At 56.7% G+C, this 19,882-nt stretch carries 22 protein-coding genes, 3 tRNA genes and 1 pseudogene; 4 read left to right on the top strand and 22 right to left on the bottom strand.

Annotated features, from left to right (window positions below; all coding sequences use genetic code 11):
• Positions 1–37: 37 nt before the first annotated feature.
• Positions 38–244, top strand: coding sequence for a hypothetical protein (locus JHX88_RS08560; RefSeq protein ID WP_176011494.1), 207 nt, complete (start codon positions 38–40; stop codon positions 242–244).
• On the opposite strand, the pseudogene JHX88_RS22245 reads toward JHX88_RS08560, so the two are convergent.
• The 7 genes and pseudogenes from JHX88_RS22245 to JHX88_RS08590 form a co-directional block, all read right to left on the bottom strand.
• Positions 227–355, bottom strand: a pseudogene (locus JHX88_RS22245) (DUF6538 domain-containing protein); the annotation flags it as partial. The gene JHX88_RS08560 and the pseudogene JHX88_RS22245 overlap by 18 nt on opposite strands.
• Before the next feature lie 91 nt (positions 356–446).
• Positions 447–522, bottom strand: a tRNA-Val gene (locus JHX88_RS08565).
• Positions 523–551: 29 nt separating this feature from the next.
• Entirely contained in the window at positions 552–1,103 is a 552-nt protein-coding gene (locus JHX88_RS08570) for a histidine phosphatase family protein (RefSeq protein WP_076528083.1), read from the bottom strand.
• A 12-nt stretch (positions 1,104–1,115) separates the two neighbouring features.
• On the bottom strand, positions 1,116–1,625 hold the full coding sequence (locus JHX88_RS08575) for a hypothetical protein (RefSeq protein WP_076528085.1): 510 nt from the start codon (positions 1,623–1,625) through the stop codon (positions 1,116–1,118).
• A gap of 95 nt (positions 1,626–1,720) precedes the next feature.
• Positions 1,721–1,795: transfer RNA gene (locus tag JHX88_RS08580), tRNA-Val, on the bottom strand.
• A 121-nt stretch (positions 1,796–1,916) separates the two neighbouring features.
• Positions 1,917–4,337 carry an endopeptidase La gene (lon, locus tag JHX88_RS08585; protein WP_076528087.1) on the bottom strand — a complete coding sequence of 807 codons (2,421 nt, stop codon included), beginning with the start codon at positions 4,335–4,337 and terminating at the stop codon, positions 1,917–1,919.
• A gap of 159 nt (positions 4,338–4,496) precedes the next feature.
• Positions 4,497–5,849, bottom strand: coding sequence for an ATP-binding protein (locus tag JHX88_RS08590; protein WP_076528088.1), 1,353 nt, complete (start codon positions 5,847–5,849; stop codon positions 4,497–4,499).
• A 34-nt stretch (positions 5,850–5,883) separates the two neighbouring features.
• On the opposite strand from JHX88_RS08590, the gene JHX88_RS08595 reads away from it, so the two are divergent.
• Both JHX88_RS08595 and JHX88_RS08600 read left to right on the top strand, forming a co-directional pair.
• Positions 5,884–6,747 (top strand): MBL fold metallo-hydrolase, encoded by an 864-nt coding sequence (locus JHX88_RS08595; RefSeq protein WP_076528090.1) that lies wholly within the window; start codon positions 5,884–5,886, stop codon positions 6,745–6,747.
• 59 nt (positions 6,748–6,806) lie between these two features.
• Positions 6,807–6,881, top strand: a tRNA-Asn gene (locus tag JHX88_RS08600).
• A 187-nt stretch (positions 6,882–7,068) separates the two neighbouring features.
• Here JHX88_RS08600 and JHX88_RS08605 read toward each other — a convergent pair.
• From JHX88_RS08605 to JHX88_RS08675, 15 genes are all read right to left on the bottom strand, one after another.
• Positions 7,069–7,806, bottom strand: coding sequence for an HNH endonuclease (locus tag JHX88_RS08605; RefSeq protein WP_076528092.1), 738 nt, complete (start codon positions 7,804–7,806; stop codon positions 7,069–7,071).
• Positions 7,807–8,111: 305 nt separating this feature from the next.
• On the bottom strand, positions 8,112–8,336 hold the full coding sequence (locus JHX88_RS08610) for a hypothetical protein (RefSeq protein WP_141225919.1): 225 nt from the start codon (positions 8,334–8,336) through the stop codon (positions 8,112–8,114).
• 97 nt (positions 8,337–8,433) lie between these two features.
• A complete protein-coding gene (locus JHX88_RS08615) occupies positions 8,434–8,619 on the bottom strand; it encodes a hypothetical protein (protein WP_076528093.1) in 186 nt (61 codons plus the stop codon).
• 230 nt (positions 8,620–8,849) lie between these two features.
• The gene (locus JHX88_RS08620; protein WP_076528095.1) at positions 8,850–9,302 is read right to left on the bottom strand and encodes an HK97 gp10 family phage protein; all 453 of its coding nucleotides are present in this window, start codon (positions 9,300–9,302) and stop codon (positions 8,850–8,852) included.
• On the bottom strand, positions 9,302–9,601 hold the full coding sequence (locus tag JHX88_RS08625; RefSeq protein ID WP_084203286.1) for a head-tail connector protein: 300 nt from the start codon (positions 9,599–9,601) through the stop codon (positions 9,302–9,304). Before JHX88_RS08625 ends, JHX88_RS08620 begins: the two co-directional genes overlap by 1 nt.
• 142 nt (positions 9,602–9,743) lie before the next feature.
• A complete protein-coding gene (locus tag JHX88_RS08630; RefSeq protein ID WP_076528097.1) occupies positions 9,744–10,412 on the bottom strand; it encodes a DUF3226 domain-containing protein in 669 nt (222 codons plus the stop codon).
• Entirely contained in the window at positions 10,412–11,494 is a 1,083-nt protein-coding gene (locus JHX88_RS08635) for an AAA family ATPase (RefSeq protein ID WP_076528098.1), read from the bottom strand. The genes JHX88_RS08630 and JHX88_RS08635 overlap by 1 nt, the downstream gene beginning before the upstream one ends.
• Before the next feature lie 41 nt (positions 11,495–11,535).
• A complete protein-coding gene (locus JHX88_RS08640) occupies positions 11,536–11,856 on the bottom strand; it encodes an HNH endonuclease signature motif containing protein (protein ID WP_272848221.1) in 321 nt (106 codons plus the stop codon).
• A gap of 38 nt (positions 11,857–11,894) precedes the next feature.
• Complete coding sequence (locus JHX88_RS08645; protein ID WP_141225920.1) at positions 11,895–12,509, bottom strand: hypothetical protein; 615 nt, start codon at positions 12,507–12,509, stop codon at positions 11,895–11,897.
• A gap of 33 nt (positions 12,510–12,542) precedes the next feature.
• A complete protein-coding gene (locus JHX88_RS08650) occupies positions 12,543–14,087 on the bottom strand; it encodes a phage major capsid protein (protein ID WP_076528103.1) in 1,545 nt (514 codons plus the stop codon).
• Positions 14,080–14,406, bottom strand: coding sequence for a gene transfer agent family protein (locus tag JHX88_RS08655; protein ID WP_076528105.1), 327 nt, complete (start codon positions 14,404–14,406; stop codon positions 14,080–14,082). The genes JHX88_RS08650 and JHX88_RS08655 overlap by 8 nt, the downstream gene beginning before the upstream one ends.
• Entirely contained in the window at positions 14,403–15,617 is a 1,215-nt protein-coding gene (locus tag JHX88_RS08660; protein WP_076528107.1) for a phage portal protein, read from the bottom strand. The genes JHX88_RS08655 and JHX88_RS08660 overlap by 4 nt, the downstream gene beginning before the upstream one ends.
• Positions 15,618–15,704: 87 nt before the next feature.
• Entirely contained in the window at positions 15,705–17,018 is a 1,314-nt protein-coding gene (locus JHX88_RS08665) for a tyrosine-type recombinase/integrase (protein ID WP_076528109.1), read from the bottom strand.
• A 376-nt stretch (positions 17,019–17,394) separates the two neighbouring features.
• Positions 17,395–18,171, bottom strand: coding sequence for an alpha/beta fold hydrolase (locus JHX88_RS08670; RefSeq protein WP_076528111.1), 777 nt, complete (start codon positions 18,169–18,171; stop codon positions 17,395–17,397).
• Positions 18,168–18,767 carry a 2-hydroxychromene-2-carboxylate isomerase gene (locus tag JHX88_RS08675; protein WP_076528162.1) on the bottom strand — a complete coding sequence of 200 codons (600 nt, stop codon included), beginning with the start codon at positions 18,765–18,767 and terminating at the stop codon, positions 18,168–18,170. The genes JHX88_RS08670 and JHX88_RS08675 overlap by 4 nt, the downstream gene beginning before the upstream one ends.
• 87 nt (positions 18,768–18,854) lie before the next feature.
• Between JHX88_RS08675 and JHX88_RS08680 the strand changes: the two genes are divergently transcribed.
• The gene (locus JHX88_RS08680; protein ID WP_076528113.1) at positions 18,855–19,874 is read left to right on the top strand and encodes a ribose-phosphate pyrophosphokinase; all 1,020 of its coding nucleotides are present in this window, start codon (positions 18,855–18,857) and stop codon (positions 19,872–19,874) included.
• The last annotated feature ends 8 nt before the right edge of the window (positions 19,875–19,882 follow it).

Here is a 19,882-nt window from a genome sequence, read left to right on the forward strand (position 1 = left end):
CGTAGATTTCATCGATGTATCCGAAAGATGCATAGCGATGATCTTGCCGGAGTTCCTCATCGAAGGCGAGGCGGCGCGCGTAATGCCGGGCTGCGATCTGATCTGGCGCGAGAGGATACCTGCCGAATTGGATCGGCTTCGCCCCAGAGGCAGCAAGCTGTCGCTCGGCACGTGCAAGCTGATCTTGCATGACTGCAACGGCACCCGGCAGGTGCTTCATGGCGGTGCGCCGATCAGGGCCTAGCGAGCTGCGCAGTTCGGTTTTGCCAATGATCTTCCGCAGGTCTTTCGGCACGACCAGTCGCGCGAAGAATCGTCCATCTCGGTTCTGTAGGTATCGCGTCGCGCCAGCCATTTTCGGAGGTCCGTTTGTAACAGTGATTGTAACATCAAAGCGACCAAAGGCCCTGAATACAAGCGTTTTTTAGCAATTGCTGGGGGTATCATGGTGGGCGGTGAGGGATTCGAACCCCCGACATCTTCGGTGTAAACGAAGCGCTCTACCAGCTGAGCTAACCGCCCCCGGCGGTGCTTTTAGCCTGTTGTGATGGCTAACGCCAGACCTCATGAACAGCTTTTCGAACAACATGGACCACCCCTTGTTCGACGGGTAACTCCTCCAGTCGCGAATGTGGCAAGCCAAGTGCGAGAATGCGCAACATTCGAAGAGTAATCCCATGTGTTACGATCAGGGCCGGGCCGGTCAGATCATTCAGAAAGCTTTGGCAACGGGCCGACAGTTGCGCAAAATTCTCGCCGCCCGGCGTGCGGTCATACCAATCGAGAGGTGAGCCTTCGAAAAATTCCGGACGGTTCTGCCGCAATTCCTCTATCATTCGTCCGGTGAACTCGCCGGTGTCGATTTCGCATAGACGTGAATCGGTTGTGTACCCCCTTTCGGCAAATACGATCTCTGCGGTCTGGATCGCGCGGCCCTGAGGGCTCGAGAAGCGTGTCGCTGTCAGTTCAGAGATCAGTTCGGATTGCCGCGTAGCCTGCGATATGCCCAGTTGCGTCAGCGGCGAATCCAATCGCCCCTGCATTCGCCCAACCAGGTTCCATTCGGTCTGCCCGTGGCGCATCATGTAAAGATCGGGATACATCCGGATTCTTCCTCAAATCAACGCATCATAGGCCCATTGCAGCAAGGCCTGCCTCTGGCGTGGACGACAGAATACATCTGCGGGATAGCAATTCTTGCGGACCTGTGCCTGATGGCGGGCAAAGGCGCGCCATCTCTTGATCTGCCAGTTATCTACTGTGGGGATACGCCGCCCTCGGTAATAACGGCAATACCATTGGAACCAACCTCGGGGATCGGGCTCGACGATCCAGCCCTTTTGCCGCCAATGCGCCAATGACTGACGGCTCTTGATCCCGAAATAGTTGAGGGAAGGGTCCGGTTCACTGTTGATTCTTGCATTCTTGTACCAGTCCACAGGAAACTCATCCCGGCAATCGTTGAGATATTTTCCCTCGAACACACCAAGTTCCAACATCTGCCTGGGCGTATAATATGGTGTGAAGCGGCTGTCGAAATTCGCGCCTTCGGGGGCTGACAGGACATAGGTGTAGTCGCTTTGAAAGCGGTCAGAGACACGAACAACTTCGGTACCGTCTTGCAATTTGCCCTCGTCCTTCTGCTGGTCCCCGCGCGCTTTATCATGACCGCATCAAAAAAGGCGTCGGGCATTTATGCCTCGGCGCCTTTTCCGGAATCTGGTGGGTGATAGAAGGATCGAACTTCTGACATCTTCGATGTGAACGAAGCGCTCTACCGCTGAGCTAATCACCCGTGGGAGCGGGATTTAGCAGCAACCACGAAAGGCCGCAAGACCAGAGATGCGGTTGATTTAAACCCTGGTGGCAAATGAGCCGGAAATGTCGGGTCCGGCTCATTTTCCGTCACATGGCGATCAATGTGCGACGGCGCCGCCGCCTGACATATTGTCGCCCTTGGCCGGCACACGTGCGGCTTCTGCGGCGGCTTCCTCCGCCGCTTCGTCCCATTCGATCGCATCGGGCATCTGAATCAGCGCGTGACCCAATACTTCCCGGACATTGCCGACCGGTATGATCTTGAGCCCGGTTTTCACATTGTCCGGGATCTCGGTCAGATCCTTTTCGTTATCGGCCGGGATCAACACCGTCTTGATGCCTCCGCGCAGCGCCGCCAACAGTTTTTCCTTGAGCCCGCCAATGGCCAGTACATTACCACGGAGCGTGACCTCGCCGGTCATGGCCACATCCTTGCGCACGGGAATCCCGGTCATCACCGACACGACCGAGGTCACCATGGCGATGCCCGCAGATGGCCCGTCCTTGGGTGTGGCGCCTTCGGGAACGTGGACATGGATGTCGCGCTTGTCGAATTCCGGCGGCCTCACCCCGATCTCGGGCGAGATCGAACGCACGAAGCTGGAAGCCGCGTCGATCGATTCCTTCATCACGTCGCCCAGCTTGCCAGTCGTCTTCATCCGGCCCTTGCCGGGCAGGCGCAACGCCTCGATCTGCAGCAGGTCGCCGCCGACCGATGTCCATGCCAGTCCGGTGACCACGCCGATCTGATCCTCTTTCTCGGCCAGTCCATAGCGATGGCGGCGCACCCCCAGGAATTCCTCGGCCTTTTCGGGCGTAACTTCGACCGATTTGACTTTGCCCTTGAGGATTTCAGTCACGGATTTGCGGGCCAGTTTGGCGATCTCGCGCTCAAGCGAGCGGACACCGGCTTCGCGGGTGTAATACCGGATGACATGGGTCAGCGCCTCGTCCGATATCGAGAACTCACCCTTGCGCAACCCGTTGGCCTTGATCTGCTTGGACAACAGGTGCTGGCGGGCGATTTCGCGCTTTTCGTCCTCGGTATAACCGGCCAGCGGAATGACCTCCATCCGGTCGAGCAGGGGGCCCGGCATGTTGTAGCTGTTGGCCGTGGTCAGGAACATCACGTTCGACAGGTCGTATTCCACCTCGAGATAGTGGTCCACGAAGGTCGAGTTCTGCTCCGGGTCCAGGACCTCGAGCATGGCCGAAGCCGGATCGCCGCGGAAATCCTGCCCCATCTTGTCGATCTCATCGAGCAGGATCAGCGGATTGGTCGTCTTGGCCTTTTTCAGCGCCTGGATGATCTTGCCGGGCATGGAGCCGATATAGGTCCGCCGGTGACCGCGAATCTCGGATTCGTCGCGCACGCCGCCAAGGCTGATACGGATGAATTCACGCCCGGTCGCGCGTGCAACCGACCGCCCGAGCGAGGTCTTGCCCACGCCCGGAGGACCGACAAGGCACAGGATCGGGCCTTTCAGCTTCTGGCTGCGCGCCTGAACGGCCAGGTATTCGACAATGCGTTCCTTGACCTTTTCCAGCCCGTAGTGATCCTCGTCCAGAACCTTTTCGGCCCGGCCCAGATCCTTGCGGGTGCGCGATTTTACGCCCCAAGGCAGGGCCAGTAACCAGTCCAGGTAGTTGCGGCTGACCGTTGCCTCCGCCGACATCGGAGACATGGATTTCAGTTTCTTCAGCTCAGCCTCGGCCTTTTCGCGGGCCTCCTTGCTGAACTTGGTCTCGGCGATTTTCTCTTCGAGTTCGGTGATTTCGTTCTGACCGTCTTCACCGTCGCCAAGTTCCTTCTGAATGGCCTTCATCTGCTCATTCAGATAGTATTCGCGTTGTGTCTTCTCCATCTGGGTCTTGACGCGCGACTTGATCTTTTTCTCGACCTGCAGGACCGACATTTCCCCCTGCATGGAAGAGTAAATCTTCTCCAGCCGGGTCGCCACTTCCAGCGTATCCAGAAGCTCCTGTTTCTTGTCCAGATCGATGCCCATATGGCCCGCGACCAGATCGGCCAGCTTGCCGGGTTCGCGCGCGTCGGCAACGGCGGTGACGACCTCTTCCGGGATGTTCTTGCGAACCTTGACGTAACGCTCGAATTCCTCGGTCACGGTGCGAACAAGTGCTGTCACCGTCGCCTCATCGCCCAGAGTCTCCGAGATGACCTCGGCCGCCGCCTCGAAATAATCGTCATTCGGCACGAAATCAGTGATCTGTACGCGTTCGCGGCCTTCGACCAGCACTTTCACCGTGCCATCGGGGAGTTTCAGCAATTGCAATACATTGGCCAGAACACCGGTGCGATAGATGCCGTCTTCCGCTGGCTCGTCGACCGATGCGTCCATTTGCGCCGACAGCAGAATCGGGCTGTCGGTTTCCATGACCGCTTCCAGCGCGCGCACAGATTTCTCGCGGCCCACGAAAAGAGGCACGATCATATGTGGAAAGACGACGATGTCCCGCAAAGGCAACACCGGGTAGGTCTGAGTTGCGAAATCGTTCATGTTATATATTCCTTTCCTGCCCGAAGCCGCGGCCCCGTGATTAGCAACGCGCGGCCCCTGCGTCGCGACAACTTATGTGTCCAAGCATTGCCGTTCAATAGAACATCGAGACAGGTTGAATTTAACACAGAAGCGAAATCGCGTCAGTTGCCAGCAATTTCAACGCGGTATAACGATTTCAGCCCTGAGTCCGCCCAATCGCGATCCGCGCCCAAGTCGCAACTGCCCGCCATGCCCGCGTGTGACATCGGCGGCAATGGCCAGCCCCAGCCCCGCGCCCTGGCCATGATTGCGATTGCGCGAACTGTCGAGCTGCGTGAATGGCCGCATTGCCGTCTCGACCGCTTCGTCCGGGATGCCCGGTCCGTCATCCTCGATTCCGATTCGCAGACTGCGCGGGCCCAATGCCGCGTCGATCTCGGCGCGTTTGCCGTATCGGACCGCGTTTCCGATCAGGTTGTCCAATGCGCGGCGCAACATGTCGGGGCGACAGGTCACCAGCCCTGAATCGCCCTGCGTGCCGGCCAGAGTGACATCTTGTCCGGCACGTTGCGCATCAGACACAATGCTGTGCAGAAATTCGAACGGATCGATGTCTTGTGTCGGGCTTTCCCGGGCATCGTCGCGCGCATAGTCCAGAAATGCGTCGACCATATGGGTCATCTCGCCGATATCCGCATCCATCGCGGCGATATCTTCCTCGTCGGGCGGCGTAGCTGGGGTCATCATCGACAGGCCGAGGCGCAGCCGCGTCAACGGAGTACGTAGATCATGACTGATTCCCGAGAGCATTACCTTGCGCTGTTCGTTCTGCCGCTCCAGGCGGTTGCGCATATCCAGGAAAGCCGTGCCCGCACTACGGATCTCGACCGCTCCGCCAGGGTAATAGGGTTCGACCCGGCCCTTGCCATAGGCTTCGGCTGCCCGCGCAAGGCGTCGGATCGGGCGAAGCTGGTTGCGCAGGAAGATTGTCGCGATACCTGACATCAGGAGCGAGGTGAATACCATCAGCACCAGCAATTGATGTGGGTTCGAGGCGCTGACCCGTCTTCGGTCGAATGACAGGGAATAGGGGCCGAACTTGCCATTCATGGTCACATCGACGCGCTTGTCGTCGGTTGCGAGATCGATGCCGGTCACCTCGGGAAGGCTGCCGCGTAATTCTTCGATCACGACACGGCCCGAGAAATCGTAAAAGAGGCGCCTGTCTTCCTGGGTCGGCCGGGCGGGCATCCGCAATGTCAGCCCCAGGGGGGCGGCGATGGTCTGGCCCGCCAGAAGTGCCACGGCGGAATTTTCGGCCCGGTCGATGCGCCTGGCGACGAATCCGAGTTCCCGCGCCATGCTGTCGGTCATTTGCTGGGTCACATCCTCGAAATGTCGCTGAAGGAAGGTGACGCTGACAACCAGAGTGACGACCACGACCGGTAGAATCAGGATAAGTGCCGCGCGACCATATAGCCCCCGCGGAAACATCCGTTTCAACCAGCCGAATTCGGGTTCTTTCGCCATGGAAAACCTGCCTGCCTCGATCTAGGCTACTCGTATGAGTCGCATGAAGAAAGAGCCACGCTGCATTCTTGCACCCAATCCTTCGCCCCTGACCGGGCCAGGGACCAACAGTTTTCTGATCGGCCATGATCACGTCGCAGTCATCGATCCCGGTCCCGATGATCCCGGTCATCTGAAGGCGATCCAGCAGGCCGGGGCAGGGCGGATCAGTCATATCTTCGTCACCCATGCCCATCGGGACCACAGCGCGGGTGCAGCCGCCCTGGCGAAGATGACCGGCGCACCCGTTCTGGCTTTCGGCGGGGCCGAAGCAGGTCGTTCTCCGATCATGCAACGCCTCGCTTCCAGCGGCCTGGTTGGTGGAGGCGAGGGGCTGGATATGGGCTTCCAGCCAGATATCCTGCTGTCAGACGGTCAGGAGATCGAGACCGCCGACTGGACGCTCCGCGCTCTCCACACCCCCGGGCATTGCGGAAATCATCTTTGTTTTCAGTGGGGTGATGTCATGTTCTGCGGTGATATCGTGCTGGGCTGGTCCTCGACCCTGATTTCTCCGCCCGATGGGGATCTGGCGGATTTCTTCCGGTCGCTTGACAGGATCGAGATCGCCGCGCCGCGCCGATTGCTGACGGCGCATGGCGATCCGGTCGAGGAACCATCGGCAAGGCTGGCCGAACTGGCCGCGCATCGTCGCGAGCGTACTGCCCAGATCCTCGAATCCCTTCGCAAAGAGTCTGCCGAGGCTGCCACACTCGCAAAACGGATCTATGACGTCCCCCCCAAACTTCTTCCAGCCGCGACGCGCAACGTCCTCGCACATCTGGTCGCATTGGCCAGCCTTGGCGCTGTGAATTGCGATGGGGAACTGACGGCGGGATCGATTTTCAGGGCTGTATAAAAAATTGTCGCAAAGCCTCTGGACGGCTCTGAAACACATTGCTATATCCCGCCTCGTGTTCCGGCGTAGCTCAGCGGTAGAGCAGTTGACTGTTAATCAATTGGTCGTAGGTTCGATCCCTACCGCCGGAGCCAAATCATCCTTTATGATCAAGTAGCTACCCAACGGCAGAATGTGCTTTCGTTGCCAAGCCTGTGCCGGGGTAACGCTTGGGGTAACGGCTTCGGCTTCATAAGTGTGGCAAAATTGCCGACCGTAAAGAAAGCCCAATACACCGTCATCGGAGCTTTCGCTAACTTAAGAGTGTTCCGGCGCTTGCCTTCATGCGTGACCTAGGGCTGCACGTGCCTGCTCCAGGGTCCACCACGGGCGAGACGCATGAATCATTCGATGACAATTGGCACAGACCAGTGCTAGGTCGCGGAGCTTGGTAGTTGCACCACATTCAAGCAGCGATACGGGTAGGGTGTGGTGGCACTCGATAAATCCGCGTCCGCGTTCGCCATAGACCGCCTCAAAGTTGAAACCGCAGACCTCGCAGACAAGGCAGCCGTCCTTATTAAGGGCGCTGGCCTTCTTCCTTTCGATTAGCCTGCGGTTCCGTTCACGACTTCTATGGATACGGACTAATAGGCGGCCTTCGGGAGCCTCGAAGTCATCTTCACCAGGCGAAGGTATTTCTTCTGAAGCTGCGGCGCGAACGATATTCGCTACAATACGCCGCAAATCGTGTTGCCTGTTCTCAAACTCCTTCCAGACTTCAGCTTCCAGTCTATTTCCTCGCTGAAGCCCAACCTGGTGTTTCGACTGATAGTATGAATCATGTCGTCTGAAGTTTAGTAGTTTCATCGAAACGCCGTTAGCATTACGCAATGTATCGCTTCCGGTTATCCCGAGCGCCTTCGCAACTCGTCCAATTTGCCCGGTAAGTTCCTGGACAGACGGTTTGCTTGGATCAGGATTTTCACGAGGGTGACGGAAATAGTAGTCCAGGGCGAGAAGTAATTCATCGCGTGTCCATACTGGGTTGCGCTTCTGGCGCTGAGTTTCGGTAACCATTCCTTCACCATAATATCTTGGGCTGTCCCTAGCTTACTCTAAGCGGTAACGAGGCGCGCACAAGCGGGAACGGAAGTGTTCATTCGGAAATAAAGAAAGCCCCGATGCGTCAGCACCGGAGCCTTCATTAGCCAGAGAAATTGCGGCGCCGCACCCCAGAGAAAAATAGAGGCCGTGCCGTGACGGTGTTTTCGGCGATATGAACTAGGCACTGACCGTTTTATCCCAACACGTTTGGCGGTTTGGCGACCGCCGAGTGTGTCGGACAGTATGCTATGGTTATACCCTGATCTTTGATAATCGTTTCATGGATTGCGATAGCTATATGACTCTTTAGTCATTTTAAGCCAGCGTTCAAATGTTGCTGGATCGTCAGTCCATGACTTGAATTCTTGCTCATTCCTTAGATTTGCCGCGGCGATCAGATGGCAAATAGTATGAGTTGCTTTGTCCTGCGACACCTCGCCTGATTTATGGGCTTCAAGAATCTTTCCGATAAGATTTTCAAGATTATCGAAGTTGATTTTCATATGGTTCCCTCGTTTCTTGGTCCTGCCCAAACCGGGTGACGATCTGGACAGCAACTCTATAAATGCATCGGCGGATTATTGCCAACCGGGTTTCTGGTTACGCCGCTTCCTCGACCTCGTAGACCTGCCGCAAGACGCGCTCATAGTCGCCAAGCGCGACTTCAAAGGCCGCGCGTGCCTGTTCCAGCATCTGATCCACGGTCAGGTCGTCATTGACGACAAACATCGCGTCAAACCCGGCATCCGGGTGCTCGATCATGACTTTGCCGATATTCGTTTTCATCGTTCGTATCCTTGTATCTGGGTTCGAAGCTTCATGCCTCGACACACAGATTCTATACGCGGGTGATTCGGGTGCGCAACAGGGATTTTCTATCTAACCATAGGAATATAAACGATTTTACGTAAGTAAGCGCTTACGTAAAGATGGTGCCCGACAGGTTCATCCGATTTTTCCACGGATGGATTCCGGCGCGATGCCAATATTGGCCAGCCTCTTGATGGCGGCATCAGTCACGTCACCGGCGGTGCGGTGATCCGCTGCAACCGCCGCCTGATCCGGGTGCGGTTCAATCGATAGGCCGGATTGAAAAACGGCTTCGCGGGCATCCTGCCGGTCGGCGTGCCGTCCTTGTGCTGGCGCTCATCGGTGCCGCCCTCGACCAGATGACTGTGGCGGGTGTCGCTGTCACCGGACGTAACGAGCACCTCGTATTCGCCAGCCTTACGCTGACCGCCATCGGCAGAATGTGCGGGCGTCGTCTCACCGGGGCCGGTGACATGGATGGACTCGATCAGGTCGCCACTGCGCCGGGACGATTCAGCAAGCTGGCGCATGTCGGCGGCAAGTTCCTCGCCGGACTTGACCAGTGCAGGGCGCAGCTTCTCGGCAGCCGCGATCTTGGCGCGTTCGAATTTCCGGGCGATATCATCGGCACCGATGACGTATTGACGACGCTGTGCCATCAGCTTGCCTCCGCGACATGACCGGTGATGCGGTCTTTCAGCGGCGACAGCAGGTCGGTCACGCCATAGGGCAGCGAATACGGATTGGCGAAGGTGACGCCCTCGCGGTTCTCATACTGATGGGCGATCAGCAGCAGTGCCGCTTGAATCATCAGGGCGTTGGTTTCGTCAAAGGTCGCGCCGGTATAAGCCGCAACCCATGCAGCGGCTACGTTGCTGTAATGGGTCAAAAGCCGGTCGTCGTCGCTATGGTCAAGATTCAGATGCGACCGGATCAGGTCGAGGGACAGGGCAGGCATACAAGGAAACTCGCAACAAACATAGATAGGCTTGAATATAACATCCAATCGTTGCAACCGCAACGATCAGAAAAATCTATTTCGACCGTATCTTGTGTGCGCCTCACATCGCCGGTTCTGTGATAGAGAGCAAAATCCCAGACTATCCCGGGGTTTGCTTTTCCTCCCATTCTAGTTCGACAACGTTACGAACAAATCTAGAAAACTCTGGAATAGAATCTAATTGAAACGGAATGATATTGTCGTAAAATGCCCATCCCACGGTAGGTCGTAAATTGGCTGAAGCACCCGCCAAATAGGCTTGGACTGTCCTTTTGCTTAGCTTGTTTAACTCGCCATCAGAGTTTGCCAATTCAATAAATTTTTGAGCCTCAGATAACACTTCACTTTCCGGAGATATCTCTAATGCTAAGTCCTCCAAACTTCCCGCTTCTTTAGGTCTTGGGAAGGAGTAAAAACTGAATTTCTTTCCGTTCGCAATTTCGGTATCTCCCGCTAATACTCTAGGGAGTCCATTTTTCTCAAAGTTTCTGATTGCCTCGTCACGGCAAGAGTCTGCATTATTGTCTGCATCAACGATAACAGCGAGTGATTTCACCGTTGAACTGAAATGAGCAGACTTTATAACTAACGATAGATGCGTCCAAACGGAGCTTTTCCCACCGCAAACGATCACACGGCATATATTCTGCTCGACTTCCAGCTGCTCTAACACGCGATCAAGAAATATCGCGTCATCCTGCCCCTCAACCAATATAAGAATAGCATAGTTATATTCGGGTTTCTTTGAGTCGAAATATTTTCCTTTCATCACCGAATCTCCACATTTAGATCCAGCGCACTATGGACTTCGTCGGTGCTGTAAGTCACACATTTATGAAATTCATCAAATTCATCAACTCTGATATACTGATAATCAGAGCTGCGTTTAGCATTGTCCACTCCAGTTGCTGTCGCTCTAATAGATTCACGACTATGTGTGATCGCAAATAACTGAACTTCTTCTGTTAACGAGATCTCCGCCAATATTTCCCAAAGTTTAGGTATAATGGAAAAGTGTAATGCTGAATCCAATTCATCAATGAACACGACTCCACCATGGGAAATCATGACTGATGAAACAATTTCCGCTAATGCGCGCAAACCTCCTCCCATCAAGGCGAGAGGGGTAAACATCTCTCCCAAGGTGGAAACATATAATTGAGCATTATTTGCATCTTGCAGGACAATAATATCAGAAATATTTGGGTTTAATATTCTTAGATATTCTATGAATTTATCTTTCTTCCCCATCTTCACGAGCTTACTAAAACGGTCTGATATCTCGCGCGGATGGCTAGGAGCGAATTGAGAAAGGTAAACGCCTGTTGAGGTAAAAGCGGTTCCATAGTTTGCCGATGTGGTGTTTATATTTTCTCCTGCCTGCGTGGAGAACATATGTAACTTCCCAGTTGAGTTCTCTCCATATTTCGCAGATAAGTTAATCCCATCAACTGCTTGAGCGTTTAGTTGATTAAGTGCCGCCTTGGCTTCATTACTGACATTTGTTGAGATCGATACCTTTAGATCATCATCCGGCTTCCCATAATTCATGATGATTTCTAATGGGCCATGTTTGGTTTCGACTCGAATCTGCGCTTCGTCATGAATGTTTGGAAGTAGAATTTTAAGATCATCACCACTTAATGGTATGCCGCGCCAATTAAAAGGTCGTATCAGGCAAATTGGATTCGCCAAATCAATAGACAAGAATAGCGTTTCTAAAATGGCTGATTTTCCGCTGCCATTAATTCCACTAAATATGTTTATGCCTTTTAGTTCATTAATTTCAAGGCTCTTAAAAATTCTGAAATTCTTCACATCAAGGGAGTGGAAGAAATAATTGCTTCCCATTATTTATTGCCCTCCTATAGCTCCCACTATCTCTATCGTGCCTAACTTTGCCGGGCAAGAAGTGTTTTGATGCGCTCCTGCCTTTGCTTGTGGCGGTCGTGACAAGGCTTGCACAACGGCTGCCAGTTGCTGTGATTCCAGAATAGCGCCTTGTCGCCCTTATGCGGTGTGATGTGATCTACAACGGTCGCTGTATCGCCGCACATCCGGCATACCGGGTGATAGCGCAGGTAGTCGGCACGGGCCTTTTCCCATTCGCGCGTATAGCCACGCTGCCGGGATGACGGTCTGCGCTGATCGTGGCGGCGTTTGCGTTCGCGGGTCTTTTCGACCTGACAGGCACAAATCTGATCACCGGGCACGATGGCACCGCATGAGCATAATCTTGGCGGACGTGGCATTAGAGACTCTTGAGGCGCTGTAACCCGGCCCGGTCATAGGCAGGATCGAAACCCTGTTCCTCGATCTGGCGAAGCTGTTCCGGTGTGTAAGCGGTGCTGGTCTTGGGCTGATCGTCAGCGTCGTCATTGGACAGACTGGGCGTCAGCTTCATCAGCCGATCGATATGGGCCGTGAATGCTGCCTCTATCTCTGCCGGTGAAGCTGCCCATGTCTCAGCAGGTGACCAGCCAAGCCAGCCCGTCGCGTAACTGTAGAGGGTTTTGAAATACTCGCGCAGCGGCACCGGTTCTTGGGTGCCGCTGTTGCTGGCGCGGCTAGATGCTTCATTGTCAGCATCATCATCGCCGGAGGTGAGCACGGCAGCGATGACAGCCAGACAAGCGGCTTGCGTAGAAAGGATAAAAGACGCAAGCGGCTTGTCTGACCAGTGGGCGAGGTAAGCGTGGGCCTCGCCCTGATCCGTCGCGGTGGCGAGTATAACCGCGCGGAATGTCGTGAAGGACTGCTTCAACAGCCCATCATATGCACCGGCGATACCGCCGGGCAGGTTGTCGAGTGCGACAGCAGCCCGCAGCGATGCCCGAAGCGTGAGTGACGTGTCATCACGTTCCAAGGTCACCTCATATGCGGGCTGCATGGTCATGGATCAGGCAGCAGCCATGACCAGTTTCTTGAAGGCGTCCGGACGCACAACGCCAGCGCCGACACGGCGGCGGGCATGGTAGCGCATGAGACCATTGACGCGGACGCTGTAAGGGTCAGCCAGCATCGCCAGCGACACCCGGTCATAGATGCGGTAACCGCGCTTGAAGTCACCAAAGATGATCGGCGCTTCCGTGGTCGCGACATCCGGCATATCGATAGCCTCGATCACCGGACGGCCCAGAATCGTTTCCGGCTGACCTGCCTGATAGGATGGCTGCCACAGGTAATTGCCGTGGCCGTCTTTCAGGGTGCGGATCGCCGCAAGGGTGCTGCCATTCATGACCCACGTGCCGGCGTTCCGGTAAGTCGCAGGCATCGAATACATCAGGGCAATCAGTTCGTCCGGATCGATGTCGGTCGCGCTGACTGCGGCAAGCGTGTCGATGTTGGCATCCGTCATGAAGCCCGCAGGTTCATCATTGGCGGCAACGCCCTCGACAAACGCCAGCGCCTCTTTCTGTCCGAAGTCCTCGGCCAGTGCCAGATTGACCTCGGACAGCACATTGGCGGAATCCTCGACAAGCTGAAGGCTGATATCGACATAGGTGGCGATCTCATTGACCGACAGTTTCATCTGCCCAAAGGTCGGCTGGCTGCCGGTGCGGGTTGCGGTCTCGCCAACCCAAGCGGCATTAGTAACACCGGTGCGCTTCGGCAGGACGAGGCTGGCCGAAGCGGTCTGGCGCACGTCAGCGATGGCGCGGATGGGCGAGTATTCGACCAGATTGCGCAGGAATTCGGCGCTGACTTCCTCGGGGGCCAGAACGTGGTTGGCGGTATCGTTCGCCGTGGACAGTGCCTTGGTTTCGACACCGGTCTGCAGGTATTCGATGAATGCCGATTTCTGTTCAAAGTCGCCTTGAATGACGGCAGGTGCCTTGATCGCCGATTTGGCTTCCAGCTTTTCAAGCCGTGCCTTCATGGCGTCGAAAGTCTTCATGTCGATACCCGGCGCGTCATTGGCCGGAGCCTCTGCCTTGGTTTCGACTTCGTCTTTGACCTCGGGGGTCGCTTCTTCGTTTTCCACTACAAAATTCTCCTGATTACTCGTGGATTTTACTGAGGTGATCTGCGCATCCGGATGGCTCGGGATGGCAACAATGCTGACTTCGCGAAGGTCGAGGGCGGTAATGGTCCGGCCCTTGCCATGTCGCTGCGCCTGCTTGGTGACGAAACCGATGGACAGACCAGACACGGCACCGGCCTTGATCATGGCGTGAACCTCGCGGGCGCGCTCGACACTCTCGACCAGCAGCTTGCCCTTGACGGTCAGTCCTTCGGCGGATTCTTCAATCTGGTCCCATACGCCGACGACCTCGGCCTGATCATGCGACCAGAGCATCGGCAGCTTGTCAGGTGCGGTGAAGGCACCTTTCTGGATCAGGTCGCCAACGCGATCAGGACCAGAGAAAGGCCAAGCGGTGCCGGTGATTTCGCCAGCGTCACTGACTTCAAGCGCGGCTTTGATTTCCAGACGTTCACTCATCGGCGTTACCTTCTTCATCGTCACCGCCCCAACGTGCGGCCAGAATGTCCATAGCCAGCGGCAGGGTCTCTGCGATGGGTCGATTGCGGGCGTAAGTCTCGATCAGCCGGGCGGCTTCCTCGGGATTCGTATCTGCGCCGATCATTCCAAGCCGGATGATTTCGATCAGGTCGGACAGCCGGAAGTCGCCGCGCGTCAGGCGCAGAAACAGATTGCCGACGCCGGTGCTGGTCAGGCGTTCCAGTTCGATCACTATTGGATCGGTCAGGGTGAAATTGCGTTCCCCGTCGCCGAAGAACGCGCGATGCGTGATGGTCATTCGTCATTCTCATCTGTGGAATCTGCCGGTGTGGGTGCTGCGCCGGTCGAAGTATAAGGATTGTCGAGGCTGTCACCGCCGGTGATCGGCGGCATGTTCATGCGCTGCCTGACATCGTTCGCGGTCATTACGCCCATGCTGCGATACTGACCGAAGGCGGTAGCACGGGCAGCATGATCCACCGACAGCATGTCGTCGGCGTTGCCCTCGATATAGAAGGCAGCGCGATCCTCGGGTGCGATCAGGGCGCGGCTATACGCAGCCTGCCAGCGTGCGATCCACGGGCGCAGGGTGCCGGTCAGAAACTCGCGCTGTGCCTGTTCGTAATTCGACCAGGTGGCGCGGCTCATCTCAAACAACGATGACGGCGGCACGCCGAAAGCTCGGGCGATCTCGCGAATCTGTTCGCGCCGGACCTCGGAGAATTCGGAATCCGCCAGCTTGTGGGCGATCTCTTGAAAATCCATGCCTTCATCAAGGATCGCGGTCGATCCTGAATTCTCACCGCCATGCGCGTTGAACCAGCTTGCCTCAATTTTCTTTGAGGCTTCGACATCCAGAGCCTTTTCATGCTTGATGACGCCGGAAGGACGACCGCCATTCTTGAAGAATCCGGACAGGTGCTTTTCGGCAGCGATAGTCAAGCCGATGGCGTCTTTCGCCAAGGTGATCGGGCTGATGCCACCAAGGGCCTGAATGTGCAGAATCTCGGAGTAGGGCAGAACCTGATCGCCGCCATCTTGAAGCCGGATGCGGTAGCTGGGTTCCCCGTAAGGGTCGAGTTCGATGCTGACGGCTCCGGGCGCGATCCGCAGCATGAACAGCGGGGTGCCATCTTGACTGCGACCAATCTGCGCAAAGCCGTTACCGTGCAGCAGGGCATCGGTCGTGATCTGTTCGCGGAAGGCTTCGGCGCTGGTCCAGTCATTGCTGTGATCATGGATCAGCGGATAGGCCGGGTGATCCTTGGCAGCCTCGCGCGTCTCTTGATCGTAGACCTTGAAGGGCAAGGTGGCGACAGATTCAGCGATCAGCGAAACAGCACGCCGGACAGCAGGCACCTGCATCGCCGATTGCGCGGTGACGCTGATACCGGTGCTGGATGGTGTGATACCGAAAATCTCATACGCTGCCGGATCGGTCAGCGTGACAGCGGATTTCGTTTCGATGGGATCGGATTGCCCGAATACACGGGCAATCCGCTGGAACATAGACACAGGGCAACTCGCTACAACTCAACAGGTAATAATATAACATTACATAAAATTATGAGCAAGCGCCATTACATGCATTTTTTGTTATGACTGGCAGTGCTGCTCCCACGCGTCATCTAGGCGAACTGTTCGACGGTTGGGCAGGTCAAACCTCGCTTGAGGCGACGGGTTTTCCATGTCTATCAGGTCCATGACAAACTGGCTCCACTTCTCCAAAGCTTCTGCCTTTTCAGATGCGTAATCATGCCGCTGATAGATCGCGACAATACCGCCGCCGGTGCCGCTGACATGGTTTAAGACTGCTTCGGTCACTCGCACCGGAACACCTAAACGCGCCATGCCAGTCGCTGCCGTCCGCCGAAGATCATGGAAATTCCACTTGGGTATCTCGACCGTTGTCCGCCGCTCCTTTGACGCGATAGCTTCCATCTGCTTCGCGATGTGATGCCGCCCTTTATGAAAACCGCTCACAGGGCTTCTGCCGGTCGTGGTGAAAATGAACTGCACATTGCTGCTGCGGCACCTGATCCGCTCGATCTTCGCCAGAACTGACTGCGCAAGGTTAGACAGCGGCACGTCATGTGCGCGACGGTTCTTCGTGCGATCCGATGACAGGTGCCATACGTTGCCGGTGATTTCAGCCTCGGTCATTTGCGCGACCTCGTTCAGTCGTTGTCCGGTAAGTAAGAGCATCTTGCTGAACGGCCCCCACGGGTGACCCAGATCGTCGCAGGCTTGCCAAAACCACCGGACTTCATCATCAGTCAGAACCCTGTCGCGACTGGCTTCCTTCGCCACCGGTTTAACGCCGGTCGCAGGACTCATGGCGAGAATATCCCGTTCGACCAGCCAATTCAGAAACTTGTTGAGATATGAGCGAAGGCGGTTTGCCGAGACCACGCGGCCACTGTCCGCAATATCGTCTAGCAGATCGATAACATCACGCTTGGTGATCTCATGGATGTTGCGATCACCCCATTGCGCTACAACGAAACGATCAAGCTCGCGCCGGACCGTCTTACCGGTCCGAAGTGCCGAAAGGTGCCGCTTGTCGAATTGCTCGATAAGCGTTTTGACCTTGTTGCGCTCCTCCTGTTGCGCTTTCAGCTTCGCCGCCTTGGTCGCCTGCTTTTCTGCCGATGGGTCATCGCCGTGCTGAACGGCTTCGATAGCCTCGGACGCTGCTTTGCGAGCGTCAGATATACCCATGATCGGCCATCGTCCCAAGGTGAGCTTCTTCGGCTTACCATCGAATCGATACCGGAGCGCCCATGTCTTCAACCCGCTTGGATGCAGCGCGAGGTAAAGACCGATCAGCGCGGGGTCCGGCACCTCGATGCGCTTGACCGGATCGGGTTTCATTTTCTCGATTGTGCTTGTCGTCAGAACCTTCGCCATCGACCATCCCGCAGCAGAAAAACCATCAGCCGGGGTAACGTCTGGGGTAACAGATTGGTCAGTTTCGATCCGCTTCCGCCGTTACCCGGCAGTTAAGCAAAGGACGGCACGTGCGGTAAGCGCAAGTATTCGCTGGAATTTTTCCGAACTCCTGCTTTTCAGGGTTTGGTCAAAAAATCTTACCGATGCGACTGTTAATCAATTGGTCGTAGGTTCGATCCCTACCGCCGGAGCCAAATCATCCTAAGCGGTTGCTTATATTTGAAATTTCCGAATTTTGGATCGGAGTTTCGATGAGATGGCAAACAAGTTTCCGAGATGCGTAAGCCAAGTTTGAACCGATGGCTGGAGCGTGCGGCGGGCCCATATACGCGTTTCAGGCCCGCTCCAAATTGACATCGATCAGCCCGGCAACCTCATCTGGATGGGTGATCGGCAGCATATGCCCCGCGTCCGGCACGGTAGCACGCCCGACATCGGGCAGGCGCGCGGCAAGTGCTTCGGCGATATCGTGAATCACCTGAGGCGAGTCACCGCCAGCAATCAGCAGCACCGGCGCATCGATCGATTCGAGCCCACCTTCACGCAAGATTCGCGGACGGTCATCGGCAAGCGTCGGCGTGCATTCCGCAACCAATCCGATCCGTGCCCGCATCTGAGCCTGTATTCGCTCTGACAGATCGTCATAACCCTGCGAGCCCCAGGCCGACAGGAACCCCCGTGTGGCATCCTCCTCGCGGCCTTCGGCAAGCAGGCGGTCGATCTGCATTTCGGGCTGTGCCTGCGCGGCTGCGGGAACGGCGGCGAACAGGACGGGCTCGATCAGGGTCAGGCTGCGAACGGCCTCGGGGGCCGCAACCGCGATGCGCAGGGCGACGGTGGCGCCCATGCTGTGCCCGATCAGATCCAGCGGGCGGTTGATGAAGCTGGCCGCAATACGGGTGACGGCGGTATGGTAATCCGGATCATCAGGCTCCGGGCTCCAGGGATCGCTGCGTCCGTGGCCGGGCATGTCGAAGCCTTGCAGGTCGATCCGCCCCTCCAGGCGCTCCGAGATTGGTCCCCAGTAGCTGCCCGAGGCCAACATGCAATGCAAAGCCAGTGCCGGACGCTCGGTGTCGCCCGGCCAATGCCGCCTATGAACCCCGCTCACAGCGACGCGAGATGCCGGTCGAGGAAGTCCAGCCGATCCTGCCCCCAGAAACGCTGACCGGTTTCGCGTACGACATAGAAGGGCGCTCCGAAGGCCCCGGTCTCGACCGCCTCTTCCAGGTTGCGGCCATAAGTCTCGGCGCCCGCCAGCAGGCCCTTGTCGGCCAGCGCCGGGTCGAAGCCATGCGTGCCCAGAAGTTCGCGGATCACCGAATCGTCGCTGATATCGCGCTCTTCCGCCCAGACAGCGCGGGTGAAACCATGGGCAAGTCCGCCCAGATTGCCGCCGCCGGCCTGTTGCGCGGCGATGACGGCATAGGACGATGGCGCCATGTTGACCGGCCAATGCGCGGGCTTGATATTGAACGGAACCTGAAGGTAATCGGCCCAACGCAGAAGTTCCTGCGTTCGGTATTCCATCCGGCTGACATGGCGGTCGGCGGGGCGAATCCCTCCGGTCCGGTCGAAAAGCTGCAGCAGGTCCACCGGCTTGTAGGTGACGCTTGCATCGTGCTTTTCGGCGAGTTCCTCCAGTTTTTTACCGGCGAGATAGCAATATGGGCTGATTGTACCCAGATAATAGTCGATGCTGGCCATGCGCATGTCCTTCTTGGTTTGCCCGGAGGTTAACCGGGTGCTAAGGGCTGTGCAATCTCACGAATCCCGCCAGAGGCCCTGCATTCCATGCCCGTCATGACCGAACCCAAGCTTATTTCCGGAAACGCCAACACTCCCCTTGCCGCCGCCATTGCGCGCCGCATGTCGATGCATCGCGGCATGAATGTGGGTCTTTGCGACGCGCGGATCGAACGCTTCAACGACCAGGAGATCTTCGTCGAGGTCTTCGAGAATGTCCGGGGCGAGGACATGTATGTCATCCAGCCCACCTCGAACCCGGCGAATGACAACCTGATGGAGCTACTGATCATCGCCGATGCGCTGCGCCGGTCCTCGGCGGATCGGATCACGGCGGTGATCCCCTATTTCGGTTACGCGCGGCAGGATCGCCGTGCCAAGGCCCGCACGCCGATCTCGGCCAAGCTGGTGGCCAACCTGTTGACAGAGGCCGGAGTGGACCGGGTGCTGACCATGGATCTGCATGCCACGCAGATCCAGGGGTTCTTCGATATTCCGGTGGACAACCTTTATGCCGCGCCGATCTTTGCGCTGGATATGCAGCATCATTTCAGGGGGCGTATGGACGATCTGATGGTCGTCTCGCCCGATGTCGGCGGCGTGGCCCGGGCGCGGGAACTGGCGCAGCGTATCGGCGCACCGCTGTCGATCGTGGACAAGCGGCGCGAGAAGGCGGGCGAAGTGGCCGAGATGACGGTCATCGGCGACGTCAAGGGCAAGGCCTGCATCATCGTGGACGATATCTGCGACACGGCAGGCACGCTGGTCAAGGCTGCGCAGGTACTGACCGATCAGGGCGCGACCGAGGTGCATGCCTATATCACCCATGGCGTGCTGTCCGGCCCGGCGGTCGAGCGGGTGTCGAAATCGGTGATGAAATCGCTGGTGATCACCGACTCGATCCAGCCGACCGAAGCGGTGAAGGCGGCTCCGAATATCCGTATCGTGCCGACTGCACCAATGTTCACGCAGGCGATCCTGAATATCTGGAACGGCACCTCGGTCAGCTCGCTTTTCGAGACCGACACCCTGCTGCCGATTTACGAAGGCCTGTATTCGACCGATTGACCTCTTGC

This window comes from Paracoccus saliphilus (assembly GCF_028553805.1).
In the GTDB taxonomy this organism is placed as follows: domain Bacteria; phylum Pseudomonadota; class Alphaproteobacteria; order Rhodobacterales; family Rhodobacteraceae; genus Paracoccus; species Paracoccus saliphilus.

Bases quoted from the DNA above. Each gene is read 5' to 3' on its own strand.
- lon (WP_076528087.1), bottom strand. From the start codon at position 4,337: ATGAACGATTTCGCAACTCAGACCTACCCGGTGTTGCCTTTGCGGGAC.
- JHX88_RS08665 (WP_076528109.1), bottom strand. From the start codon at position 17,018: ATGGCGAAGGTTCTGACGACAAGCACAATCGAGAAAATGAAACCCGAT.
- JHX88_RS08595 (WP_076528090.1), top strand. From the start codon at position 5,884: ATGAGTCGCATGAAGAAAGAGCCACGCTGCATTCTTGCACCCAATCCT.
- JHX88_RS08655 (WP_076528105.1), bottom strand. From the start codon at position 14,406: ATGACCATCACGCATCGCGCGTTCTTCGGCGACGGGGAACGCAATTTC.
- JHX88_RS08630 (WP_076528097.1), bottom strand. From the start codon at position 10,412: ATGAAAGGAAAATATTTCGACTCAAAGAAACCCGAATATAACTATGCT.
- JHX88_RS08590 (WP_076528088.1), bottom strand. From the start codon at position 5,849: ATGGCGAAAGAACCCGAATTCGGCTGGTTGAAACGGATGTTTCCGCGG.
- JHX88_RS08610 (WP_141225919.1), bottom strand. From the start codon at position 8,336: ATGAAAATCAACTTCGATAATCTTGAAAATCTTATCGGAAAGATTCTT.
- JHX88_RS08660 (WP_076528107.1), bottom strand. From the start codon at position 15,617: ATGTTCCAGCGGATTGCCCGTGTATTCGGGCAATCCGATCCCATCGAA.
- JHX88_RS08635 (WP_076528098.1), bottom strand. From the start codon at position 11,494: ATGGGAAGCAATTATTTCTTCCACTCCCTTGATGTGAAGAATTTCAGA.
- JHX88_RS08680 (WP_076528113.1), top strand. From the start codon at position 18,855: ATGCCCGTCATGACCGAACCCAAGCTTATTTCCGGAAACGCCAACACT.
- JHX88_RS08615 (WP_076528093.1), bottom strand. From the start codon at position 8,619: ATGAAAACGAATATCGGCAAAGTCATGATCGAGCACCCGGATGCCGGG.
- JHX88_RS08650 (WP_076528103.1), bottom strand. From the start codon at position 14,087: ATGAGTGAACGTCTGGAAATCAAAGCCGCGCTTGAAGTCAGTGACGCT.
- JHX88_RS08605 (WP_076528092.1), bottom strand. From the start codon at position 7,806: ATGGTTACCGAAACTCAGCGCCAGAAGCGCAACCCAGTATGGACACGC.
- JHX88_RS08625 (WP_084203286.1), bottom strand. From the start codon at position 9,601: ATGCCTGCCCTGTCCCTCGACCTGATCCGGTCGCATCTGAATCTTGAC.
- JHX88_RS08620 (WP_076528095.1), bottom strand. From the start codon at position 9,302: ATGGCACAGCGTCGTCAATACGTCATCGGTGCCGATGATATCGCCCGG.
- JHX88_RS08560 (WP_176011494.1), top strand. From the start codon at position 38: ATGATCTTGCCGGAGTTCCTCATCGAAGGCGAGGCGGCGCGCGTAATG.
- JHX88_RS08570 (WP_076528083.1), bottom strand. From the start codon at position 1,103: ATGTATCCCGATCTTTACATGATGCGCCACGGGCAGACCGAATGGAAC.
- JHX88_RS08675 (WP_076528162.1), bottom strand. From the start codon at position 18,767: ATGGCCAGCATCGACTATTATCTGGGTACAATCAGCCCATATTGCTAT.